At 70.4% G+C, this 21,949-nt stretch carries 15 protein-coding genes; 11 read left to right on the top strand and 4 right to left on the bottom strand.

What is annotated here, in order from left to right; all coding sequences use genetic code 11:
• The first annotated feature begins 35 nt into the window (after nt 1–35).
• On the top strand, nt 36–1,406 hold the full coding sequence (locus QM708_RS15975; protein WP_415110820.1) for a zinc-dependent metalloprotease: 1,371 nt from the start codon (nt 36–38) through the stop codon (nt 1,404–1,406).
• Here the strand turns inward: QM708_RS15975 and QM708_RS15970 are convergent, their stop codons facing one another.
• Nucleotides 1,407–1,934, bottom strand: a complete 528-nt coding sequence (locus QM708_RS15970; protein ID WP_415110817.1) for a M48 family metallopeptidase — start codon at nt 1,932–1,934, stop codon at nt 1,407–1,409.
• Between the two features lie 297 nt (nt 1,935–2,231).
• On the opposite strand from QM708_RS15970, the gene QM708_RS15965 reads away from it, so the two are divergent.
• From QM708_RS15965 to QM708_RS15955, 3 genes are all read left to right on the top strand, one after another.
• Nucleotides 2,232–2,393 (top strand): DUF5679 domain-containing protein, encoded by a 162-nt coding sequence (locus tag QM708_RS15965; protein ID WP_415110814.1) that lies wholly within the window; start codon nt 2,232–2,234, stop codon nt 2,391–2,393.
• A gap of 149 nt (nt 2,394–2,542) precedes the next feature.
• Nucleotides 2,543–3,352, top strand: coding sequence for a hypothetical protein (locus QM708_RS15960; RefSeq protein WP_415110811.1), 810 nt, complete (start codon nt 2,543–2,545; stop codon nt 3,350–3,352).
• A gap of 123 nt (nt 3,353–3,475) precedes the next feature.
• Nucleotides 3,476–4,912, top strand: coding sequence for a 6-phospho-beta-glucosidase (locus tag QM708_RS15955; RefSeq protein ID WP_415110808.1), 1,437 nt, complete (start codon nt 3,476–3,478; stop codon nt 4,910–4,912).
• 68 nt (nt 4,913–4,980) lie between these two features.
• Here QM708_RS15955 and QM708_RS15950 read toward each other — a convergent pair whose 3' ends face one another.
• Nucleotides 4,981–7,038, bottom strand: coding sequence for an ATP-dependent DNA helicase UvrD2 (locus QM708_RS15950; RefSeq protein ID WP_415110805.1), 2,058 nt, complete (start codon nt 7,036–7,038; stop codon nt 4,981–4,983).
• A gap of 65 nt (nt 7,039–7,103) precedes the next feature.
• Between QM708_RS15950 and QM708_RS15945 the strand changes: the two genes are divergently transcribed.
• The 4 genes from QM708_RS15945 (at nt 7,104) to QM708_RS15930 (ending at nt 16,452) form a co-directional block, all read left to right on the top strand.
• Nucleotides 7,104–10,304: an exodeoxyribonuclease V subunit gamma gene (locus QM708_RS15945; protein WP_415110802.1), complete on the top strand. Its 3,201-nt coding sequence runs from the start codon at nt 7,104–7,106 to the stop codon at nt 10,302–10,304.
• The gene (locus QM708_RS15940) at nt 10,301–13,777 is read left to right on the top strand and encodes a UvrD-helicase domain-containing protein (RefSeq protein ID WP_415110800.1); all 3,477 of its coding nucleotides are present in this window, start codon (nt 10,301–10,303) and stop codon (nt 13,775–13,777) included. The genes QM708_RS15945 and QM708_RS15940 overlap by 4 nt, the downstream gene beginning before the upstream one ends.
• Nucleotides 13,774–15,543 carry an exodeoxyribonuclease V subunit alpha gene (gene recD, locus QM708_RS15935; protein ID WP_415110797.1) on the top strand — a complete coding sequence of 590 codons (1,770 nt, stop codon included), beginning with the start codon at nt 13,774–13,776 and terminating at the stop codon, nt 15,541–15,543. Before QM708_RS15940 ends, recD begins: the two co-directional genes overlap by 4 nt.
• Nucleotides 15,544–15,654: 111 nt before the next feature.
• Nucleotides 15,655–16,452: a carbonic anhydrase gene (locus tag QM708_RS15930; protein ID WP_415110794.1), complete on the top strand. Its 798-nt coding sequence runs from the start codon at nt 15,655–15,657 to the stop codon at nt 16,450–16,452.
• On the opposite strand, the gene QM708_RS15925 is transcribed toward QM708_RS15930, so the two are convergent.
• A complete protein-coding gene (locus QM708_RS15925) occupies nt 16,439–16,969 on the bottom strand; it encodes a GNAT family N-acetyltransferase (RefSeq protein ID WP_415110791.1) in 531 nt (176 codons plus the stop codon). The two genes, QM708_RS15930 and QM708_RS15925, sit on opposite strands and share 14 nt — an antisense overlap.
• A 282-nt stretch (nt 16,970–17,251) precedes the next feature.
• Between QM708_RS15925 and QM708_RS15920 the strand changes: the two genes are divergently transcribed.
• On the top strand, nt 17,252–17,941 hold the full coding sequence (locus QM708_RS15920; protein ID WP_415110788.1) for a HEAT repeat domain-containing protein: 690 nt from the start codon (nt 17,252–17,254) through the stop codon (nt 17,939–17,941).
• 111 nt (nt 17,942–18,052) lie between these two features.
• Nucleotides 18,053–19,060 (top strand): MerR family DNA-binding transcriptional regulator, encoded by a 1,008-nt coding sequence (locus QM708_RS15915; RefSeq protein ID WP_415110785.1) that lies wholly within the window; start codon nt 18,053–18,055, stop codon nt 19,058–19,060.
• A gap of 106 nt (nt 19,061–19,166) precedes the next feature.
• Here the strand turns inward: QM708_RS15915 and QM708_RS15910 are convergent, their stop codons facing one another.
• Nucleotides 19,167–21,521 carry an ATP-binding cassette domain-containing protein gene (locus tag QM708_RS15910; RefSeq protein WP_415110782.1) on the bottom strand — a complete coding sequence of 785 codons (2,355 nt, stop codon included), beginning with the start codon at nt 21,519–21,521 and terminating at the stop codon, nt 19,167–19,169.
• A 148-nt stretch (nt 21,522–21,669) separates the two neighbouring features.
• Here QM708_RS15910 and QM708_RS15905 point away from each other — a divergent pair, with 148 nt between their 5' ends.
• The gene (locus QM708_RS15905; protein WP_415110779.1) at nt 21,670–21,942 is read left to right on the top strand and encodes a TraY domain-containing protein; all 273 of its coding nucleotides are present in this window, start codon (nt 21,670–21,672) and stop codon (nt 21,940–21,942) included.
• The last annotated feature ends 7 nt before the right edge of the window (nt 21,943–21,949 follow it).

The raw sequence follows: 21,949 nt of genomic DNA, 5'->3' as shown, positions 1-21,949 counted from the left end.
ACACAATGGGTGTCGGTCGACAAGAGGAGCCGAATATGCCAGAGGATCAGCCCGAGCCCAGGGAGCCCAACCCGATGGAGGAGTTCCTGCGGCAGTTCGGCATCACGCCGGGGGCCGACGGCACCTTCGACATGAACCAGCTTCTGGGGCCACTCCAGCAGGCCATGGCCCAGTTCAGCCGCCAGATGGCCGCCGCGGGTGCCGGTGGCGACGGGCTCAACTGGACGTTCATCAAGGACATCGCCCGCAAAGCCGTCGCGGCCGCAGGCCCCGACCCGAGCCCTGCGGCGTCCGAAACCGTGGCGATCCGTGACATCGTCGGTCTCGCCGACCTGTGGCTGGACCAGCAGATGGCCTTCGGCCGGACGACCGCCCCCGCGGCGACCTGGAGCCGCGCCGAATGGGTCGAGCACACCATGGGCACCTGGGAACAGCTGGCCGGCAGCGTGTCATCCTCGCTGGCCGCGGCGATCGGCGCCCTGATGCACCGCGGCGCCGAGCAGGCACCCGAGGCCGCCGGCATGACCGCCATGTTCGAGCCGATGATGCGGATGGCGGCCACCGGCATGCTGTCCGCCCAGGTCGGCCAGGGCATCGCTCAACTGGCCACCGACGTGCTCAGCGGCTCCGACCTCGGATTCCCGCTCACCGACAAGCCGGTCACCGCACTGCTGCCCACCAACATCGCCCGGTTCGCCGACGGGCTCGACGTGCCGATGGCGGATGTCCGCCTCTACCTCGCGTTGCGCGAAGCGGCCCGGCAGCGCCTGTTCGCGCACGTGCCGTGGCTCGGGCCGCAGATGCTCGCGCTCATCGAGCACTACGCGCGCGACCTCACCATCGACGGCGACGCATTCGAGGACGCGATGGAGGCGCAGCTCTCCGGCGGGCTGACCCCCGAGCGTCTGGAGGAGTTCGGTCAGCAGATGGCCGGGCGTCTGTTCCGGCCCGCGCTCACCGCCGAACAGCAGGAGGTGCTCGGACGCCTGGAGACGCTGGTCGCGATCGTCGAGGGATGGGTGGACGACGTGGTCGCGCAGACCACCGCGAACTTGCTGCCCAGCGCCGACGCGCTCCTGGAAACGGTACGCCGCCGGCGAGCCTCCGCCGGCCCCTCCGAGGTCGCATTGAAGACGCTGCTCAACCTGGAATTGCGGCCCCGCCGCGTCCGGGACGCCGCCAACCTGTGGGCCGCCGTCCGCTCGGCGAAGGGAATCGAGGAGCGGGACGCCGTCTGGGCGCACCCCGACCTGGTGCCGACCGGTGCCGATCTGGACGATCCGCTGGGGTTCGCCGAGCACGGGCATGTGGCGCACACCGAGATCGACGACCTGGACGCCCAACTGGCCCAGCTCATCGCCGAGGAACGCGGCCGCGAGGAGGGTCAGCCCGGCACGGACGGCTGATCAGTTCTGAGGGTGGCGGCGAACGAAGTCGATCCCGTCGAGGAAGCCTCGCGCGCGCGGCGATTCGGTGTGGCTGTTGACGATCTGCCAGAACCGGTCGCTGTGCTCGCGCTCGACGAAATGGGTCACCTCGTGCAACAGCACGTAGTCGACCACCCATTCCGGCATGCTCTTCAGGCGGTCGCTGATCCGGATCTCGCCGCTGCCGACGGTGCAGGACCCCCACCGCTGGCTCATATTGCTCACCCAGCGGACGCCCATCGCCGGCTCGGGCTGGTCGGTGTGCCGGGCGACATAGGCGCGGTAGAGCTCCTGCGCGCGGGCGGTCAGTTCGGTGTCGGCGCGCGGCGCCTTCTGGCGCGACTCCTTGTCGAGGAAGCGCCGGACCAGGCCCGGGATCAGTTCGCGGCGCTGCCGGTCGGTCATGTGCGCGGGAACCACGACGATCAGCTTGCCGTTCTCGCGGAAGGCGGTCATCGTGCGGGTGCGGCGCTGTGACGAACGCACCTCGTAGTCCTCGACGCTCATGGGCGCCCATCGTAGGAGATACCTCCGCCACTCGCGCGATCGGCGAACGCCCGATCCGTCGCCAGAGTTTGACCGCGGCGAGATTGGCCCACTAGCTTGAGGCGCACGGGCCCTCGGTGGCGCCGGACGCTCGCAGGGGAAGGCCAGCGTCAGGCGTAGCCGGGGGCCCTTTCCCTCGGCGCTCGCGGCGCGCGCGGCGTCCTGTTCCCCGGCGCGGCTCACGCTCTGCCCTATGCTGAATGTGACCATCACCCCGGCGGGCTCACCCGATGGGGACGAAACAGCCAGGAGGAACCCGTGTCCAACGACACCTACAGCGGCAAGTTCTACTGCGTGAAGTGCAAGGACCACCGCGAAGCCGAAGGGGCGGTCTCGGTCAACGAGAAGGGCACCCGCATCGCGAAGGCCAAGTGCCCCGAGTGCAGCACCAACCTCACCCGCTTCCTGCCGAAGGCCTGACCTCACCGTCACGGGGCGCCGGATCATCCGGCGCCCTTCGGCCTTTTTCTGAGGCCCCCACACCCGCCGGTGTTGTCCGTGTCCGGTGAGGTGTTGTCGGTCGGCGTCCGGGCCTGGATCCCCGGTCGACGCCGCGGCACAGTGAGGCCGTGGATACCGACCGCTATCGCCTGAGTTCACCGGTCAGCCTGTTGTGGCGCCCGCACGGGGCGCTCCAGGTCGGCCTCGACACCTCGCTCGCGGTCCTGCTGCCCGGCGCGCCGGACGGGGCCGATGTCGCATTGCGCGCGCTGCGCACCTCCCGCACCGTCACCGAGGTGGCCCACCTCGCGCCCGCCGTCCCGCTCCCCTGGATCCGTGAGGCGCTGGCCACGCTCGCCGCGCTCGGGATCGTCACCACCGCGACGGACCCGCCCGCTTCGCTCCCCACGATCATGGTCGTCGGCGACGGAGCTCTCGCCCACGCGGTCGCCGGACTGCTGCGCGACGAACAACGCGCCGTCACCGTGGCCAGCATGACGCCGCATCACCCCCGGCCGGACGAACTGATCGTGCTGTGTACCGATACCGCCGAGCCCGACCGCGTCGACGTGCGCGACCTGACGGCGTCCGGGACGACCCATCTGATCGTTCGCGCCGAACCCGAGCGGGCCGTGGTCGGCCCTTTCGTCTCGGCCGGCAGCGGCCACGCCTGCCTGACCTGCACCGACCTCGTCCGGCGAGATCTGGACCGCGCCTGGCCGCACCTACTCGCCCAGCTGTGCCGCACCCGGCACACCGCGACCCCGCAACAGTGCGCCTGGGCGGCCGCACTCGCCTCCGCACAGGTCGCGGCATGGGTCGGCGGGCGGACGCCCGAGGCGTCCGGCACGACCTGGGAGATGGACGCCCGCACCGGCCAGATCGGCGTCCGGCGCTGGCCGCGTCACCCCGACTGCGGATGCGCGCTCACCCGATGACCGGCTCCCTCCGCTGTGGACCGGTGTCCTGATGGCGCGGCCTACGGCCCGCTCCGCCTGCGGTCACCGTGACAGAATCGACCCGAACGCCCCTACCGGCCGAGACGAAGGAGAGTCCCTTTCATGAGCACGTTTCCTGACGGTTTCCTCTGGGGAGGAGCGGTGGCGGCCCATCAGTTCGAAGGCGGCTGGAACGCGGGCGGCAAAGGCCCCAGCGTCGTCGACGTCCTGACCGCCGGCGCGCACGGTGTCGCCCGCCGGATCACCGCCGACGTCGACCCGGACGAGTACTACCCCAACCATGAGGCGATCGACTTCTACCACCGCTTCCGCGAAGACATCGCGCTGTTCGCCGAGATGGGGCTGAAGTGCTTCCGCACCTCCATCCAGTGGACGCGGATCTTCCCGCGCGGCGACGAGACCGAACCCAACGAAGAGGGCCTGCGCTTCTACGACGAGGTCTTCGACGAGCTGCTGGCGCACGGCATCGAGCCGGTGATCACGCTGTCCCACTTCGAGGTGCCGCTGCACCTGGCCCGCGAGTACGGCGGCTTCCGCGACCGCCGCGTGGTCGACTTCTTCGCCCGCTTCGCGCAGGTCTGCTTCGAGCGCTACCGCGACAAGGTCAAGTACTGGATGACCTTCAACGAGATCAACAACCAGATGAACACCGGAAACCCGCTGTTCCTGTGGACCAACTCCGGTGTCCTGCTCACCGAGGACGACAACCCCACCGAGGTGATGTACCGGGCCGGGCACCACGAACTGCTGGCCAGCGCCAAGGCGGTCGCGATCGGCAAGAAGATCAACCCCGACTTCCAGATCGGCTGCATGATCGCCGCCGTCACCATCTACCCGTACTCGTGCAACCCCGACGACGTGATGGCCGCCGAGATCGCCAACCGCGAACGGTTCTTCTTCGCCGACGTGCACGCGCGCGGCCACTACCCCTCCTACGCGCTGCGCATGTTCGAGCGCGAAGGCATCGACGTCGGCTTCCAGCCGGGTGATGAGGAGATCCTGGCCGCCGGCAAGGTCGACTACATCGGCTTCAGCTACTACATGTCGAACGTGGTCAAGGCGGGCGCCGAGGCCGACCCGGGTGCCGACATGGCCGGCGGTACGTCGAATTCGGTGCCGAACCCGTACCTGAAGGCCAGCGACTGGGGCTGGCCGATCGACCCGGTCGGGCTGCGCTACACGCTCAACCTGTACTACAACCGCTACGAGTTGCCGCTGTTCATCGTCGAGAACGGCTTCGGCATGATCGACGAGATCGCCGCCGACGGCTCCATTCACGACGAACCGCGCATCGGCTACCTGCGCGACCACATCGCCGAGATGGGCAAGGCGGTCGCCGAGGACGGCGTCGAGCTGATGGGCTACACCCCCTGGGGCATCATCGACCTGGTCTCGTTCGGCACCGGTGAGATGAAGAAGCGCTACGGCATGATCTACGTCGATCGCGACAACACCGGGAACGGCACCCTGGAGCGCTCCAAGAAGGACTCCTTCGACTGGTACCGCACGGTCATCGAATCCAACGGCGACCAGCTCTGATTCCTTCGCTTCCTTTCGCCTGATTCCGGGGTCGTGCGCGTCAGCGTGCGGCCCCGGACGCCGTTGGGTCAGCGCCGGGAGTCGAGGACGGCCAGCACTCCCTTTCCGTAGCGATGGAGCTTGGTCGCACCGAAACCGGCGATCTCGGAAAGCTCCTTCAAGGTGCCCGGCATTCGCTCGGCGACAGCCATCAGCGTGGCGTCGGTGCAGATCACGAACGCGGGCAGACTGGCGGCGTCCGCCTCGGCCTTGCGCCAGGCACGCAACGCCTCCCAGGTCGCCTCGTCGTAGCTGGCCTCGCAGGTGGTATGGCGGCCGAGTTTGCGCTCGGAACCGTTGGTCAGGCCGCGTCCGCACACCCGGCAGACCGCCGACATCGCCGAACCGCGGCGGGGACGTCCGCGGGCGGGTCTGCTGGCCGGTTGCGCGGGGGCCGCGGTGGCCACGCCGTCGAGGAACCTGCTCGCGCCGCGTCTGGGTCCGCCGCCGTTGCGGCTGGTCGACCAGGAGATGTGCAGGTGCTCGCGGGCGCGCGTGACGCCGACGTAGAAGAGCCGGCGCTCCTCGGCGACTTCTTCGGGCGTGGTGGCCAGGATGAACGGCAGGCTGCCCTCGTGCGCACCGGTGATCGCGACGGCGTCCCATTCGAGGCCCTTGGCGGCGTGCAGGCTCGACAGGGTCACGCCCTGGCCGGCGGGCGCATGCTGCGCGCGGGCACGGGCGTCGAGTTCGGCGAGCAGGTCTTCGACGCGGGCTTCGGGGTGACTTCGGGTGAAGTCGTCGCCCAACCCGGCGAGCGCCGACCAGGATTCCCAGCGTTCGCGGGCACCACCCTGGCCCGAGGGAGGCTCGGTGGTGAAGCCGAGGCCGGCGAGCGCGGCGCGCAGGGCGGCGTCCGGGCTTTCGTCGGGCGTGGCCTTCACTGCGGCGGCCAGCGCGCGGATCGCCGCGCGCACCTCGGCCCGCTCGAAAAAACCCTCGCTGCCGCGGGTGGTGAAGGGGACGCCGGCGTCGCCGAGAGCCGCCTCGAAGGCGGGCGACTGCGCGTGGATCCGGTACAGGACCGCCATCTCGCTCCAGGGCACTCCGGCGGCGTGCTTCGCGGTTAGCCACGCCGCCACCGTGGCCGCCTCGTCGGCCTCGCTCGCCGTGCTCGCGAAGATCGGCGCCGGACCGTCCGGGCGTTGAGCGCGCAACCCGACCGACGGCCCGTGGCCCACCATCAGCGCATTGGCCAGGGTCACCACCTGAAGAGTGGAGCGGTAGTCACGGACGAGTTCGATGCGGGTCGCGTGGGGGTGCCGGCCGGTGAACCCGGTCAGGAAGGACGCCTGCGCTCCCGCGAACGAGTGGATGGTCTGAGCCGGATCACCCACCACGCACAGTTCGTCGGAGTCGCCGCGCCACAGATCGAGCAGGGCCTGCTGCAGCGGGCTGACGTCCTGGTACTCGTCGACAACGAAGTGGCGGTAGGTGCGGCGCACCTGCGCGGCCACATCGGGGTTGTCGGCGAGCATGCCGGCGGTGCACAGCAGGATGTCGTCGAAGTCGATCACCCCACGCGCCGCCTTGACCGCCTCGTAGTGCGCCATCACCCGGCCCACCTGGTCGGGCGCGACGCCGTTCACCTCGCGGTGTCGGGTCGGCGCGATCGCGGCATACTCCCCCGGCGCGACATTGCTCACCTTGGCCCAGCTGATCTCCGCCGCCATATCGCGCAGCAAGGTGGTGTCGGGGGTGAGCCGGTCGCGGCGCAAGGCGTCCGCCACCAGGCCGATGCGATGGTCGGCGACCGGCGGCAACTCGTTGCCGTAGGCCTGCGGCCAGAAGTACTGCGCCTGCCGTAGCGCCGCCGAGTGGAACGTGCGCGCTTGCACCCGAGCGACGCCCAGGCCGCGCAGCCGTTCGCGCAGTTCGCCTGCCGCGCGGGTGGTGAAGGTGAGCGCCAGCACCGCCGTCGGCTCGAAGGCCCCGGTCGCAACGCCGTAGGCGATCCGGTGCGTCATCGCGCGCGTCTTGCCCGTGCCCGCACCGGCGAGCACGACGACAGGACCTTCAAGCGCCAGCGCCACCTGGCGCTGCTCAGGATCCAGTCCGTCGAGGATGCGTTGCGAATCGGCGTTCACGGTGAGTCACTCTAGGTGCTCGCTCCGACAGCTAATGTCAGCCGGTCCCTCTAGGGTGGTTTCCGATGAACGAGATCCACCTCCACACCTCCGCGGGTCTGGACGCCTTGGCCGCCGCGTTCACCGCGCATGTCGCGGTGGCGGGCGACCCGTTCGCGCGGCCGCTGGTGCTGGTGCCCGGGGCAGGCGTGCAGCGCTGGTTGAGCCAGCAGGCGGCGCGCGGTTCGGCGTCCGACGGCGAGGGGATCACGGCAGGGTGGGACGTGCAGCGCCTCACCGCGCTGGAGCATCTGCTCGGCGGCCGGTCCGCTGACGATCCGTGGCAGCCGCAACGACTGGTCTGGTCGATCCTCGCGGCGGTGGACGCCCACGCCGCCGGGCTGGAGCCGTTGGCATCACACCTGGCCGCCAACGATCAGCGCTACGCCAACGCACTGCGGATCGCGCGGTTGTTCGGCCGGTACGCCGACCACCGTCCCGCGATGCTGGCCGGCTGGCTCGCCGATCCGGACGCCGCGGCGTCCGCCCTCGGATTCGAGGGCTGGCAGGTGCGGCTGTGGGTCGCGCTGCACACCCTGATCGCCGCGCCCGACCCGACGCAGGCCCGGCCCGCGCTCGCGCAGGCGCTGGCCTCAGGCGAGCGCACCGTGCCGTGGCCCGAGGTGCACGTGTTCGCGCCACGTCACTCCACTCCCGCTCAGCGCGGGCTGCTCGCCGCGCTGGCCGCGCGTGTGCCGGTGCACGTGTGGCTGCCGACCTGCGGTCCTGATGACACGCGCAATGCACTCGCCGTCGCCCTCGGACGCCGCGCGCGCACCTGGCACCGGGAATGGAGCCAGCTCGCCACGTATCTGACCGAGCACGAGACCGGATTCCCCGCTACCTCGTCCTCGGTGGCGGGCGGCTCGACTTCCGGCTCCGGCGGCACCGCGCTCAGCCGGTTGCAGGCCTCGATCCATACCGGTGAACCGGCGCCGGACGTCCTCGCCGACGGCTCGCTCACGATCCACTCCAGCCACGGCGACGCCCGGCAGGTCGAAGTGCTGCGCGAGGTGCTGACCGGGCTGTTCGCCGACGACGAGGCACTCGAACCACGCGAAGTCGTCATCGCCTGCCCCGACCCGGCCGCGCTCGCCCCGCATCTCGCGGCCGCCTTCGCCGCGCCGATGAGCGGCGTCCGCTACCGTGCCCCGCACCCGGCGACCCAGCTGCGCGTCCAACTCGTCGAGGCGGACGCCTCCGGCGCCAACCAGGTGTTCGTCCTCGTCCGCGACCTGATGAGCTTGGGCACCGGGCGCGCGACCGTGGCCGATCTGCTCGCCCTCGCCTCGCACCCGTTCGTCGCCCGCCAGTTCGGCTTCGACGCCGACGACCTCGCTCGCCTGGAAGACCTGATCACGGCCGCCGGCGTCCGCTGGGGCATCGGACGCGAGCACCGGTCCTGGTTCGGGCTCGGCGACATCGCGCAGAACACCTGGCAGATCGGCGTGCAGCGGCTGGTGATGGGCGAGGCGTTCAGCGCCGACGAACTGGTGTCCGCGGGAGTGGTGAGCACCGTCGACGACGTGTCATCGACCGACACCGTGCTCGTGGGCGCCCTCGCCGAACTGGTCAGCCGCACCTCCCGGCTCGTGCACGCCCTCGGCCAGCCCGCGACGGTGACCGACTGGGTGGCGCGGCTGCGCCAGGTCGCCGAGCAGCTCGCGGACGTGCCGTTCGACCAGAATTGGCAGCTCAGCCAGTTCTGGTCGGTGCTGGCCGGCATCGAGACCCGCGCGGGCACCTCGTCGGCCACCTTGGCGCCCGCGGATGCGTTGGCCCTGCTCAGCGACCATTTCGCCGACCGGGGCACCCGGCCCGCCTACGGCAACGGGTCGCTCGTGGTGTGCTCGCTGGACGCCCTCGCCCAGGTCCCGCACCGGGTGGTGTGCCTGGTCGGGCTGGACGACCGGACCTTCCCTCGCCGGGGTTTGGGCGACGGCGACGACCTGCTGGTCCGGTTCCCCGAGCCGGGCGATCCCGATCCGGGCGCCGACGACCGTCAGATGCTGCTGGACGCCGTGCTCGCGGCGTCCGAGCGTCTGGTGGTGGTCTATCAGGGGCAGTCGACTCTGTCGCCGGGGCCGCACTTTCCGCCCGCCGGTCTGCAGGACCTCATCGAGGCCGCCGGCCCGGACGCCCACCACAAGGCGACGCTGCAACCGTTCGACCCGGCCAACTTCCTGCCTGCCGGCGGCCACGGCACGGTCCGTTCGGCTCCCGGCGACGCGACGCAGCCGAGTTCGTTCGACGCCGCCGCGCTCGCCGGAGCCCGTGCGCTGCTGGCGCCGCGGCGTCCGGCGCCCGACCGGTACGCGGTCGGCCACCTGCACCGGTCCGCGCCTGTGGAGGTGCTCGACGTCGAGCGACTGGTGGCGTTCCTGCAGCATCCGGGCAAGTTCCTGCTCAAGGAACGCGCCGATCTGACCATCGGCGATGACGAGCCCCTTGAGGAGTCGTTGCCGCTCGAATTGAACTCCCTCGACTCGTGGAAGATCGGCGACGCCATGCTCGCCGCGTTGCGGGCCGGGCACCCGATCGACGCCGTACAAACCGATCAATGGCTGAGCGGCAACCTGCCGCCGCGCCGGCTGGGAGCGGCGGCGCTCGCCCCGCTCGCGGCGCGCGCGCAGACCGTGCACGCCGCGTTCACCCGGGCCGCCGGCGACGCCTCACCCGAGGTGACGGTGATCGACCTCGACATCGACGGCGTCCGGCTCACCGGCCGGCTGCTCACCCGGGCCGGGCAGGTGGCCGAGTCGCACTACGGGCGGGTGCAGGCCCGGCATCTGGCGGCGGCCTGGGTGCGGCAACTCGCCCTCACCGTGCAACGCGGACGCCGCACGGACGCCGTCCTGGTCGGCGACAAGGGCACTCGCCGGCTGAGCGCTCCGCCTGAGGAGTTGGCTCGGCAGTTCCTGGCCGACCTGATCACGCTGGCCTCGCACGGCACCGAACAGGTGCTGCCGCTACCGCCACGGGTGGCCCAGTATTGGGCCGAGCAGCGACATCGTGGTGCCGATCCCCGGGCGGACGCCGCCTGGCTGGGCAAACTGTGGCGATGGGAGCGGGACGCCGTGTGGAAGCTCTGGTATTCGGATGGACGCAACCCCCCGTGGACCGCAGGGCGAAAGGGCGATGATCCGTGGGGGATGCCGCAGGAGGACACCGTGTTGGGCGCGCTCGCGATGCGCGTGTGGGAGCCGATCCGGAGGGCAGCACAATGACCGGAATCTCCCCCCCGCCGTTCGACCTGACCGCGCCATTGCCCACGGGCACGACCGTGCTGGAGGCGTCCGCGGGCACCGGCAAGACGTACGCGATCGCAGCCCTGGCGGCCCGCGCGATCGCCGACGGCACTGCCGGTATCGAGGACATCCTGCTGATCACGTTCTCGCGGGCGGCGACCACCGAGTTGCGCACCCGAGTGCGGGCCCGGCTCCGCGGCACCGCCTCCGCTCTGGCGGATGCCGCCCGTGGAGAGACCCCGGATGATCCGGTGTCCGCGGCGCTTGCGGACACCTCGCCCGACGAACTCGCGCTGCGCACGGCCCGCCTGGAGGGCGCACTCGCAGACTTCGACCGTGCCGCGATCATGACCACGCACGAGTTCTGCCACGGCATGCTCGCCGGCCTGGGCATCCTCGCGACGCAGACACCGCAAGCCACGCTGATCGAAGACCTGACTCCGCTCGGCATCGAGGCGGCTGAGGACGTCTTCATCCAGCTGTTCTCCGGCGAACCGCACGGGGCTCCGTTCCGGTTCGGCAAGCAGTGGGACGCCGACCCGGGCGCGGTCGATATCGCTCGGGCGGTCGCCAACGAGATCGCCAAGATTCATGGGGAAGGGACGCCCGGTGCCGCAGGCACCCGCGCCAGGTTTGCGCACGCGCTACGCGAGGAGGTCAAGCGGCGTAAGAATGCACGCCGGCTGTTCTCGTTCGACGACCAGCTGACCAGGCTCGACACGGCGCTCCGCGACTCGCGCACGGGCGCGCAGGCACGCGCGCGGCTGGCCGAGCGGTTCCCGCTCGTACTCGTCGACGAGTTCCAGGACACCGATCCCACCCAGTGGAGCGTGCTGCGCCATGCCTTCGCGGGGGCGTCCACGCTGGTGCTGATCGGCGACCCCAAGCAAGCCATCTACGGGTTCCGCGGCGGCGACGTGCACACCTACCGGCTCGCCGTCCGCCAAGCCGACCAGGTGACCACGCTCGCGGTGAACCATCGTTCCGATCCCGAGGTGGTCGCCGGAGTCGGCGAACTCTTCGCCGGGGTCGCGCTGGGTGACGAGATCGTCGCCGCGCCGGTCGCCGCCGCTCGCACTTCGGCACTGACCGCAACCCCGGGGACCCCGTGGGAGCGCGGCGTCCAGGTGCGCGCACTGGACTACCCCAACGCCGTGCACCCGTCCACGGCCGCCTCCGCCATCACCCGCGACCTGATCGCGGTCGTGGCCGAGCTAACCGGCCCGGACGCACCGGTGCTTCGCGACGGCCGTCCGCTGCACCGCCGTGAGATCGCTGTGCTGGTGCGCTCGAACCGGCGCGGGCAGGACGTCACCGCGGCCCTGACCGGGGCGGGCATCCCGGCGACCTTCGCCGGATCGGATTCGGTGTTCACCTCGCACGCCGCCGCCGACTGGCTCGCGCTGCTGCGCGCGCTCGACCAACCGCGGCGTCCGTACCTGCGCCGGGCCTTCCTGACCGACTTCGTCGGCGCGACGGTGACCACCCTGGCCCTATCGGATGATGAGCAACGCGCGCACTGGTCGCTTCAGGTGCACACCTGGGCGCGGTTGCTCGCCCGCTCCGGCGTGCCCGCGCTGTGGGCGGCGATCGAGGCCGACAGCGACATCACGGCCCGGCTGCTCACCCGGCCCGGCGGCGAACGCCGGCTCACCGACCACCGGCATCTGGCCGAGTTGCTGCACGCGCGCCGCCGCGCCGGTCAGGCCGGACGTGCCCGCGACCTGGCCGCCTGGCTGGCCTCCGCGCGCGACGGTGCGACCGAGGCGGGCGGCGTCCGCCGGCGTGACACGGACGCCGACGCCGTGCAAGTGATGACGATCCACCGCTCGAAGGGCCTGCAATGGCCGGTCGTGCTGCTGCCCGAATCGGGCCAGCAACGCCCCGTCGACAAGGACTCCGGGCGTGTGCTGGTGCTGCCCAGCGGCAACGAACGCATCCTCGACGTGGGCGGCACCCGCAGCCCGGCGCGTGCCGATCGCTGGGACCGCTGGCTCGCCGAGGAGGCCGATGAGTCGCTGCGCGCGCTGTACGTCGGCCTCACCCGCGCGCAATCGCGGGTGGTCGCCTGGTGGGCGCACCACTGGGAGGCGGAATGCTCGCCCCTGCACCGGCTGCTGCACGCCCCCCACGACCCGGCGCATCCCGCGCGGCCGGAACGTTGCTACCCGGCCAAGGGACTGCCCGCGGGTGGCTCCCCCACGCAACTGCCCTGGTTGCGGGGGTCAGCGGTGGCGTGCGTTCCTGTGGTGCCGGCCGCCGCCGGTTCCGTTCCGGCTTCCGCGGGCGCCCCCGGCTTGCCTGCCCTCGGGGCACCCGACGCATCCCAGCACCTCGTGAGCAAGCCCGATCCGGCGGCGTCCGCCGCAGGCATGGCTCGCGTGACCGGAGCCGGGGGCGGGCCCGAAGCCGCGGTCCCGGCCCCGGGCGATCTCGCCGCGACGGCGTCCGGAACGTCGGCCGTGAGCCTGCGCGTCCGGCCCTGGACCCGGACGATCGACACCACCTGGCGGCGCACCTCCTACTCCGGCCTGACCGCGCTCGCCCACGAGCAGGCCGCGCCCGAGTCGGCGTTCATCGACGATGAGGCCACCAGCGGCGATGCCGAGACCGCGGTGAACGCCCCCGAGCCGACGGCCGCGTGGTCGCAACCGTCCCCGCTCGCCGGGCTGCCGGCCGGGGCCGCGTTCGGCACCCTGGTGCACGCGATCTACGAGCACACCGACGCCACCGGTGACGATTGGCAGGGCGACCTGGCGCGAGCGAGCGCTGAGGCACTGCGGCAGTGGCCGCTGCGCGACGTGGACGCCACCCAGTTGGCCTCGGCGCTCGAACCGAGCTTCACCACACCGTTGGGTCCGCTGGCCGGCGACCGGACGCTGCGCAGCTTCGCGGCGTCCGACAAGCTCTCCGAACTCGACTTCGAGTTCGCCCTCGACGCTCCCACCTCGACGCTCGCCGATGTCGCGCGACTGCTCGCCGAGCACCTGCCCGCCGATGATCCGCTGCGCAGCTACGCCGGACGCCTGAACGTGCCCGGGCTCGCCGAGCAGGCTCTGCACGGATTCCTGACCGGCTCCATCGACTCGGTGTTGCGTCTGGAGGAGGGATTCCTGGTGGTCGACTACAAGACCAACCGGCTCGCACCGCCCGAGACCGAGTTGACGCTCGGGCATTACACGCCCGCCGCGATGGCCGAGGCCATGATGGCCAGTCATTATCCCTTGCAGGCGCTGTTGTACTGCATGGCGCTGCATCGTTTCCTGCGGCTGCGCCTGGCCGGGTACGACCCGGATCGCCACCTCGGCGGGGTCCTCTACCTGTTCGTGCGCGGCATGGCCGGTCCTGAGACGCCGGTGGTCGACCGGACGCCGCTGGGCGTGTTCAGCTGGCGCCCGCCGACCGCGCTGGTCCTCGCGCTGTCGCGCCTGCTCGCCGGAGGTGCCCGATGACCGACCCGAAGACCGCCACCACCGGCGACCGGCTGCTGGCCGACTTCAACGCCGCCGGCGCGCTCACCTGGGCGGACGTGCACCCGGCCCAGCACTTGGCGCACCTGTTCGGCGAACAGGACTCCTCGGTCAAACTCGCCATCGCCCTCACCGTGCGCGCGCTGCGCGCCGGCTCACTGTGCCTACCGTTGAACCGGATGCGCGAGCTCGACCTGGGCGAGGACGCGGTGGAGATTCCCGAGGACTGGTGGCCCGAATCCGCTGCCTGGGAGCGGGCCTTGCGGGCCAGTCCCGCGGTCACCGTCGGCGACGCCGGGCCGGGCAGTCGTCCGCTGCGCCTGGTCGATGGTGCTCTCTACCTGGAGCGGCACTTCGCCGACCAGGAGTCGGTCCGGCGCAGCCTGCTCGCCCGCCTGGCCGCGGCGCCGGCGTCCGGCTCGCCCGAAGGGCAACAGGCGGCGATCGCGCTGGCGCTGAGCAGTCCGGTGACCGTGATCGCGGGCGGTCCAGGGGTGGGCAAGACCTACACGATCCGGAAGATCATCCAGCGGTTGCGCGCTGATGATCCCGGAGCCCTCGTCGGGCTGGCCGCCCCCACCGGCAAGGCGGCCGCGCGGATGACCGAGTCCCTCGGCGATTCCGGGCTGACCGCGCTCACCCTGCACGCGCTGCTGGGCAGCCGCGCCGGCTCGCGCACCCGGTTCCTGCACGACGCCGAACGCCCACTGCCGCACGACGTCGTGATCGTCGACGAGATGTCGATGGTCTCGATGGTGATGATGAGCCGCCTGCTGGACGCGCTGAAGCCGTCGGCGCGGCTGATCCTGGTCGGCGACCCCGATCAGCTCAGCTCCGTCGACGCAGGCAGCGTGCTCGCCGACATCACCCGGGCGCCGGCCAGCACCGGCATCGTCGCGCGCCTCACCCACAATCACCGCTTCGGCGGCGACATCGCCACCCTCGCCCACGCGATTCGCGACGGTGACGCGGACGCCGCCCTCGCCGTGCTCGAACGCGCCTCGGCCGATCCGTGGCCCACCGAAACCGGTGTGCGCTACGGCTTCTCTGATGCCCCGGTGCCCACCGACCTGACCGCCGATCCCGCCGTCGCCGGCGACGTGACCAGCGGTGGAACGCACGTGGCCCTCGTCGACCTGGAATCCGGGGCTGCGCTACTGCGCGACCGCGCGGTGTCAGCGGGACGCGCCGTGTTCGCGGCGGCGTCCGCTCATGATCCCGAGGCCGCGTTGCGGGCGCTGGATGCGCACCGGCTGCTGTGCGGCCACCGCGGCGGACAGTACGGGGTCGCGCGGTGGGCGCGCGAGGTGCAGGCCTGGCTCGCCCACGATGTCGACGGCTACTCCACCGAGGGCGAGTTCCACCTGGGGCGTCCGGTGATGGTGACCGCCAACCGCCCCGAGTTCGGGCTGTTCAACGGTGACACGGGCGTGATCCTGCTTGATGACGGACGCCCGCAGGCCTGGTTCCGCTCCGGCGGGCGGCTGCAGCGCCTGTCGCCGTTCCTGCTCGAAGGACTTGCCAGCGTGCACGCGATGACGGTGCACAAGGCCCAGGGCAGCCAGTTCGCGCACGTGAGCGTCGTCCTGCCGCCCCCGGGTTCACCGTTGCTCACCCGCGAGTTGCTGTACACGGCCGTATCCCGGGCCCAATCTTCGGTGCTGCTGCTGGGCGACCGGGACGCCGTCGCTGAGGCGATCTCCCGTCCGGCCCGCCGGATGAGCGGCCTGGCCGAGCGCCTGCGATGATGCCTCCGCGCGAGTTACGGCTTTCGTGCGAATTCTTCCAACGCTGACCGGCAACGGGCGTAGTGTGAGCACGAATCTCGTCGCTCCTCCGCTCCACAGAGAGAACCGCGCATGCCTGTTCGCCCTCGCGTCCTCGCGCCCATTGCCCTGGCTTGTTTGATCGCCCTGAGCGGTTGCGTGTCGGCACCACCGACGACGCGCGCGCAGGCGTCCGCACCACCGGCGCACTGGACGTATGAGGGCGTCGACGGCCCTGGCAACTGGGGAAAGCTGTCGGCGGCCTACCAGGAATGCGGCGTCGGCGAGGAGCAGTCGCCGATCGACCTGCCCGCGGCCGTTCCGGCGTCCACCCAAGAGACCGCCATCACGCTCGCGCAGCCGACCTCCGACGGGCACGCCGACGACACCGGCCACACCGGACAGTTCTGGCCCGCTCACCCCGCCACCACGCTCTCGCACGGCGGGCGCTCCTTCGAGCTGAAGCAACTGCACTACCACACGCCGTCGGAGCACACGATCGCGGGCAAGCCGGCCGCCGCCGAGTTCCACTTCGTGCACGAGGACGCCGCCGGTCACCACCTGGTGTTGGCCGTCCTTGGTCAGAAGGGGAAGCCGACCCCCGGCATGGACGCCTTCGTGAACGCCGCCACCGCCGGCGAGGACGTCGGGGCCACGCTCAACTTCGAGTCCATCCTGCCCGCCGCCAGCGCCTACTACACCTACGAAGGCAGCCTGACCACGCCGCCCTGCTCTCAAAGCGTCCCCTGGATCGTGCTCAGCACCCCGATCACCTTGTCGGAGGCCCAACTCACCAAGCTGGAGAAACTGCACGGCGAGATCGCGCGTCCGGTCAACCCGATCGGCGAGCGCAGCATCTCGGGAGGATCGGCAACCGTCAAGCGCGGCTGAGGGGCATGGCGAGCCAAGTCACCGGGATCACCCTGCCCGTCAGGCTGGGCTTGTCGGTGTGGCCGGTGATGCTCATGCCGAAGTGGGAGTACATGCCGATCAGGTCCGCCTCCTCGGCGCGCACGCAGCAGCTGATCCCCGCGGCGTCCTCGTCCTGGGCGCGCGCCGTCAGCCAGTCGATGACCGCACGCGTGATGCCCGTGTTGCGCTGCTCCGGCAGCACGGCGAGGCGCGAGAAGTAGAAGGTGTCGTCCTCGGCGCGGACGAACTTCACCATCGCCACGGCGACCTCGTCGCGCCAGGCCATCGCGAGACGGACGCCGTCCTTCAGTTCGTCACGCAACGTTGCGGGAGTCTCGAGCATCGCGCCGGACGGTTTCCCGGTCGCGCCGTACTCGGCGAAGGCGGCGTGCATGATCGCGCAGGCGTGCTCAGCCCACGCAGCATCCACCTCGCGCACCTGAATCCCGGATGCGTTGGCGTCCGTCACATCGTCGGCCCTGGTCACCTCACTCACGAACGGAAGGCTACGCCCCCATCAGGAGCGTTCCGCCGAGATAGCAGAGTCGCTGCTTCGGTCGCCGCCCTTCGGGAGCACGAGCGCTGCCGACCTCACAGCCGCCCTCCGACGGGCAGGCGACAGCCCCGGTTGGTCGTTTTCTATGTCCAGATCTGCGAGGCCGGTCCGCGACAAGGGGTAACGCAGGCGGGCATGGATCTGGACATAGAAAATGACCACGCGTTGCGCTTGACCCTCGCACCGTGTCAAGGCTTTGGCTGGAGTCAGGAGGTGGTCACGGTGACCCTGAACGACGAAACAAGGACCGACCGGCTGCGGAGCGCGCTGCAGGCGTCCGACGCTTCGGCGCGACTCAACGCGGCATTGGCGGCCGGCATGCAACCCGCTCCGGGTGATGTCGAGGTGCTGGTCGAGCGATGTGCGGTCGAGGACGACTTCTACGTCCGCGACATGCTCACCTGGGCACTCACCCAGCACGACAAGGCGAACACGACCGACCGGCTGGTGCGTGAACTGGATTCGGAGATTCCGCAGGCGCGCAGCCAGGCGTTGCACACCTTGTCGAAGACCGGCGACGAGCGGGCCTGGCCCGCGCTCACGCCTGCGCTCCTGGCCGACGGCGATGACGAGGTGGCGCGTGCCGCCTGGCGTGCGGCGGTGACGCTCGTCCCCGACGGCGAGCAGGCGCGCCTGGCCGAGATGCTGGCGACCCAGCTCGGACGCGGAGATCGCGCGACGCAATCGAGCCTCAGCCGTGCGTTCGCGGCGCTGGGTGAGGCATCCTTGCCCGTGATCGCGCGCGCGAAGAACGCGGACGCCGACGGCGTCCGGATGCACGCGCTCGCCACCGAACGACTGATGCTGCACCCCGAGGAGGGATTCGATGCCGCCATCGCCGAAGCCCGCCGCGTCGTCGCCTTGCGCGGCGCGCCTGGGATCGAAGACAGCGACCAAGCGCTCCTCACATGACCGGCCTGTCGTATGGTCCGGCACACCGAGAATGGGAAGCGGACTCCGTCACGGTGCTCGCCTGCGATCGGTCGTCGTGTCGCGCGGCGCCACGAGAATCGGAGCGGGACCATGCTGATCGGTGAGGTGTCGCAGCGGTCCGGGATCAGCGCGCGGATGCTGCGCCACTACGACCAACTCGGCTTGGTGTCGCCCAGCGAGCGCGCGCTGAACGGATACCGGCAGTACTCCGAGGACGATCTGAAGCGCCTGTTCCAGGTCGAGGGGTTGCGCCTGCTCGGGCTCAGTTTGCAGGAGATCGCGACGACGCTGGACGAGTTGTCGTTCAGCCCGTCCGCGATGGTCGAGCAGTTGATCACCCGCACGCGTGAGCGCTTGGCGCGCGAGCAAGAACTGCTCCGCACCTTGGAGCAGGTCGCCGCCGGCGACCCGGATTCCTGGTCGGACGTGCTCCGGACCACCGCTTTGATGCGAGGCCTGACCGCGCCCGAACCGTCCCAGCGGCAACGCCTGGTGTTGTCGGTGGCCCCGGACGCCGCCGACGCCGCAGTGCTCGTCGAGGCGGCCTTGTCCGAGTACGACACGAACGTCGCGGGTGCCCTCTACTGGGCTCTGACCATGGCCGGAGACGAGGCGATTCCCCTTCTGGCGCGGGCATTGGCGTCAGAGTCCGTTGAGCGAGCACGGCGCGCCGTCGAGGCACTGACCAAGATCGGAACCCCGAACGCCGACGCGGCCCTGGCTACCGCGGTCTCCCACCACGACGCCTTGGTCTGCGCCCGCGCTTGGCTCGCGTGCGGACGCCTCGGCGAGGCCCGCGCCATTCCGGCGCTGGTCGCCATGGTGACCGACGGCCCCGACGACGTCGAGGCGTCCGATGCGCTCGCGACCCTCGCAACCGAGCAGGGTTTCGAGACCGAGGTGACGCACGCCCTCACCGAGGCGCTGCCGCTCGCTTCGAGCGCCGGACGCCAGCGTCTCGCCGGAGCGTTGGCAGCGATCCCAGGAGCATCGCCGCGCGGGGCACTCGAGTCACTGCGCAACGATCCGGACCACGACGTCGCACTCACCGCGTCCTTCTTGCTCCGCACACGCGAGGAACGCGATCCCCCGGCCTGATATCGCGAGAATCAGCCACTCGACGGCCTACGACCCCACCCCAGCACTCGCTGAGTGGCCGATTTGTGCGAACGAGCAGGTCGGATAGGGACGCGTGATCGCCCGATCAGGCGTCCACGTAGGACGCCAAGTGCTCGCCGGTCAGGGTGGACGCTTCCGCGACGAGTTGGGCGGGCGTGCCCTCGAAGACGACGCGGCCGCCGTCGTGGCCGGCGCCGGGACCGAGATCGATGATCCAGTCGGCGTGAGCCATCACGGCCTGATGATGTTCGATGACGATGACGTTCTTGCCTGACTCGACCAGGCGGTCCAGCAGGCCGAGCAGTTGCTCGACGTCGGCCAGGTGCAGGCCGGAGGTGGGCTCGTCGAGGATGTAGGTTCCGCCGGTCTCGCCCATGTGGGTGGCCAGCTTCAGGCGCTGCCGTTCGCCGCCTGACAAGGTGGTGAGCGGCTGGCCGATGTGCACGTAGCCGAGGCCGACGTCGGCCATCCGCGCCAGGATCCTTTGCGCCGCCAGCAGCTTCGCCTCCCCTGCGGAGAAGAACGCCAATGCCTCGTCGACCGGCATCGTCATCACCTGGCTGATGTCGCGCCCGCCGAGCTTGTATTCCAGCACCGCGGGCTGAAACCCCTTGCCTTCGCATTCTTCGCAGGTGCTGGCCACGGTCTCCATGAAGCCGAGTTCGGTGAAGATCTGCCCGGCGCCGTTGCAGGTCGGGCAGGCTCCCTCGGAGTTGGCGCTGAACAGGGCCGGCTTCACCCCGTTGGCTTTCGCGAACGCTTTGCGGATCGGCTCCAACAACCCGGTGTAGGTGGCCGGGTTCGAGCGGCGCGAGCCCTTGATCGCGGCCTGGTCGATGGTGACCACGCCTTCGCGCTTGCCGAGCGCGCCGTGGATCAGCGAACTCTTACCCGATCCGGCCACGCCGGTGACGACGACGAGGACGCCGGTGGGCACGTCCACATCGACGTTCTGCAGATTATTGGTGGACGCCCCGCGGATCTCAAGGGCGCCGGTCGGCGTCCGTACTTCGGGTTTGAGGGACGCGCGGTCGTCCAGGTGGCGTCCGGTGAGCGTGCCGGAGGACCGCAGCCCGGCCAGGTCGCCGGTGTAGACGATCTCGCCGCCGTGCGATCCGGCGCGCGGGCCGATGTCGATGACGTGGTCGGCGATCGCCATCACCTCGGGTTTGTGCTCGACCACCAGCACGGTGTTGCCCTTGTCGCGCAGACGCAGCAGCAGATCGTTCATCCGCTGGATGTCGTGCGGGTGCAGGCCGACGGTGGGCTCGTCGAAGACGTAGCTGATGTCGGTGAGCGCCGAGCCGAGGTGCCGGATCATCTTCAGCCGCTGCGCTTCGCCACCCGACAGCGAACCGGACGGACGCGCCAGACTCAGATAGCCCAGACCGATGCCGACGAAGGAGTCCAGCAGATCGGAAAGGCCCTCAAGCAGCGGCCCGACCGACGGCTCGTCCAGGCCGTGCACCCATTCGGCCAGGTCGCTGACCTGCATGGCGCAGGCGTCCGCGATGCTGATGCCCTTGATGGTGGCGCGGCGGGCCGCTTCCGCCAGCCGGGTGCCTTCGCATTCGGGGCAGGTGCCGAACTTGACGGCGCGCTCGACGAAGGCGCGGACGTGCGGCTGCATCGCGTCCGGGTCCTTCGACAGCATCGACTTGGTGATCTTCGGGATCAGTCCCTCATAGGTGACGTTGATGCCCTCGGCCTTGATTTTGGTGGGCTCCTGGTAGAGCAGATGGTGCAGTTCGTTCTTGGTGTACTGGCCGATCGGCTTGTCGGGGTCGAAGAATCCCGAGCCGATGAAGACGCGCCCGTACCAGCCGTCCATGCTGTAGCCGGGGATCTTGAACGGGTTCTCGTTGAGTGATTTGCCGGCGTCGTACAACTCGTCGAGGTCGATGTCGGAGACCGATCCGGTGCCCTCGCAGCGCGGGCACATGCCCCCGACCAGGGTGTAGGTCTTCTTCTCCATCCTGGCGCCCACGCCGCGGTCGACCTTGACCGCGCCCGCGCCGGTCACCGAGGGAACGTTGAACGAGAACGCCTGCGGCGACCCCACATGCGGGGTGGCGATCTTGCTGAACAGGATGCGGAGCAGCGCGTTGGCGTCCGTCACCGTGCCGACGGTGGAGCGAATGTTGGGGGTGATCCGCTCCTGGCCGACGACGATCGCCGTGGTCAGCCCGTCGAGCAGGTCGACATCGGGACGGTCGAGGGTCGGCATGAAGCCCTGCACGAACGCCGAATAGGTCTCATTGATCAGCCGCTGACTCTCGGCGGCGATCGTGTCGAACACCAGCGAACTCTTGCCCGACCCGGACACGCCGGTGAACACGGTCAGCCGCCGCTTCGGGATGTCGACCGACACATCCTTGAGGTTGTTCACCCGGGCGCCCTGCACCCGGATCGTGTCGTGGTTGTCGGCTGCGTGCGCCATGCGTTTCCCCTGCCCCTTGGAAGTGCGACGGACAAGCATCGCACGTCCGCGCGTGCGCGTCGAGAGGATCATTGCTCTCACGCGCGTCGCGGAACGCAACCGGTCACCCTGCTTGCCGTAGCCGGCGACGTCACGCAGAATGTATTACATGTCTCACACGCTGACGCTTCGACTGCCGGAGGAGTTGAACGCCCGGCTGAACCGGCTTGCCGAATCGACCAGTCGGCCCAAGTCGTTCTACGTCCGCGCCCTGCTCGAAGAGCATCTTTCGGAGCTCGAGTACGTGGCCGGTCTCGATTCCGAGGCCGAGGCGATCCGGCGTGGTGAGGTCGAGGCGCGGCCGATGGATGAGTTGGCCCGCGAACTCGGATTCGACCCGGCCAAGCTGCGCGCCGAGGCGAGTTCCGGCGCCGGCTCATAGCCCGGAG

The sequence above is a fragment of the Propioniciclava sp. genome (genome assembly GCF_047602245.1).
GTDB lineage: Bacteria > Actinomycetota > Actinomycetes > Propionibacteriales > Propionibacteriaceae > Propioniciclava.
Note: the sequence above shows the minus strand (reverse complement) of the source record. Positions and strands in the feature narration are given on the sequence as shown.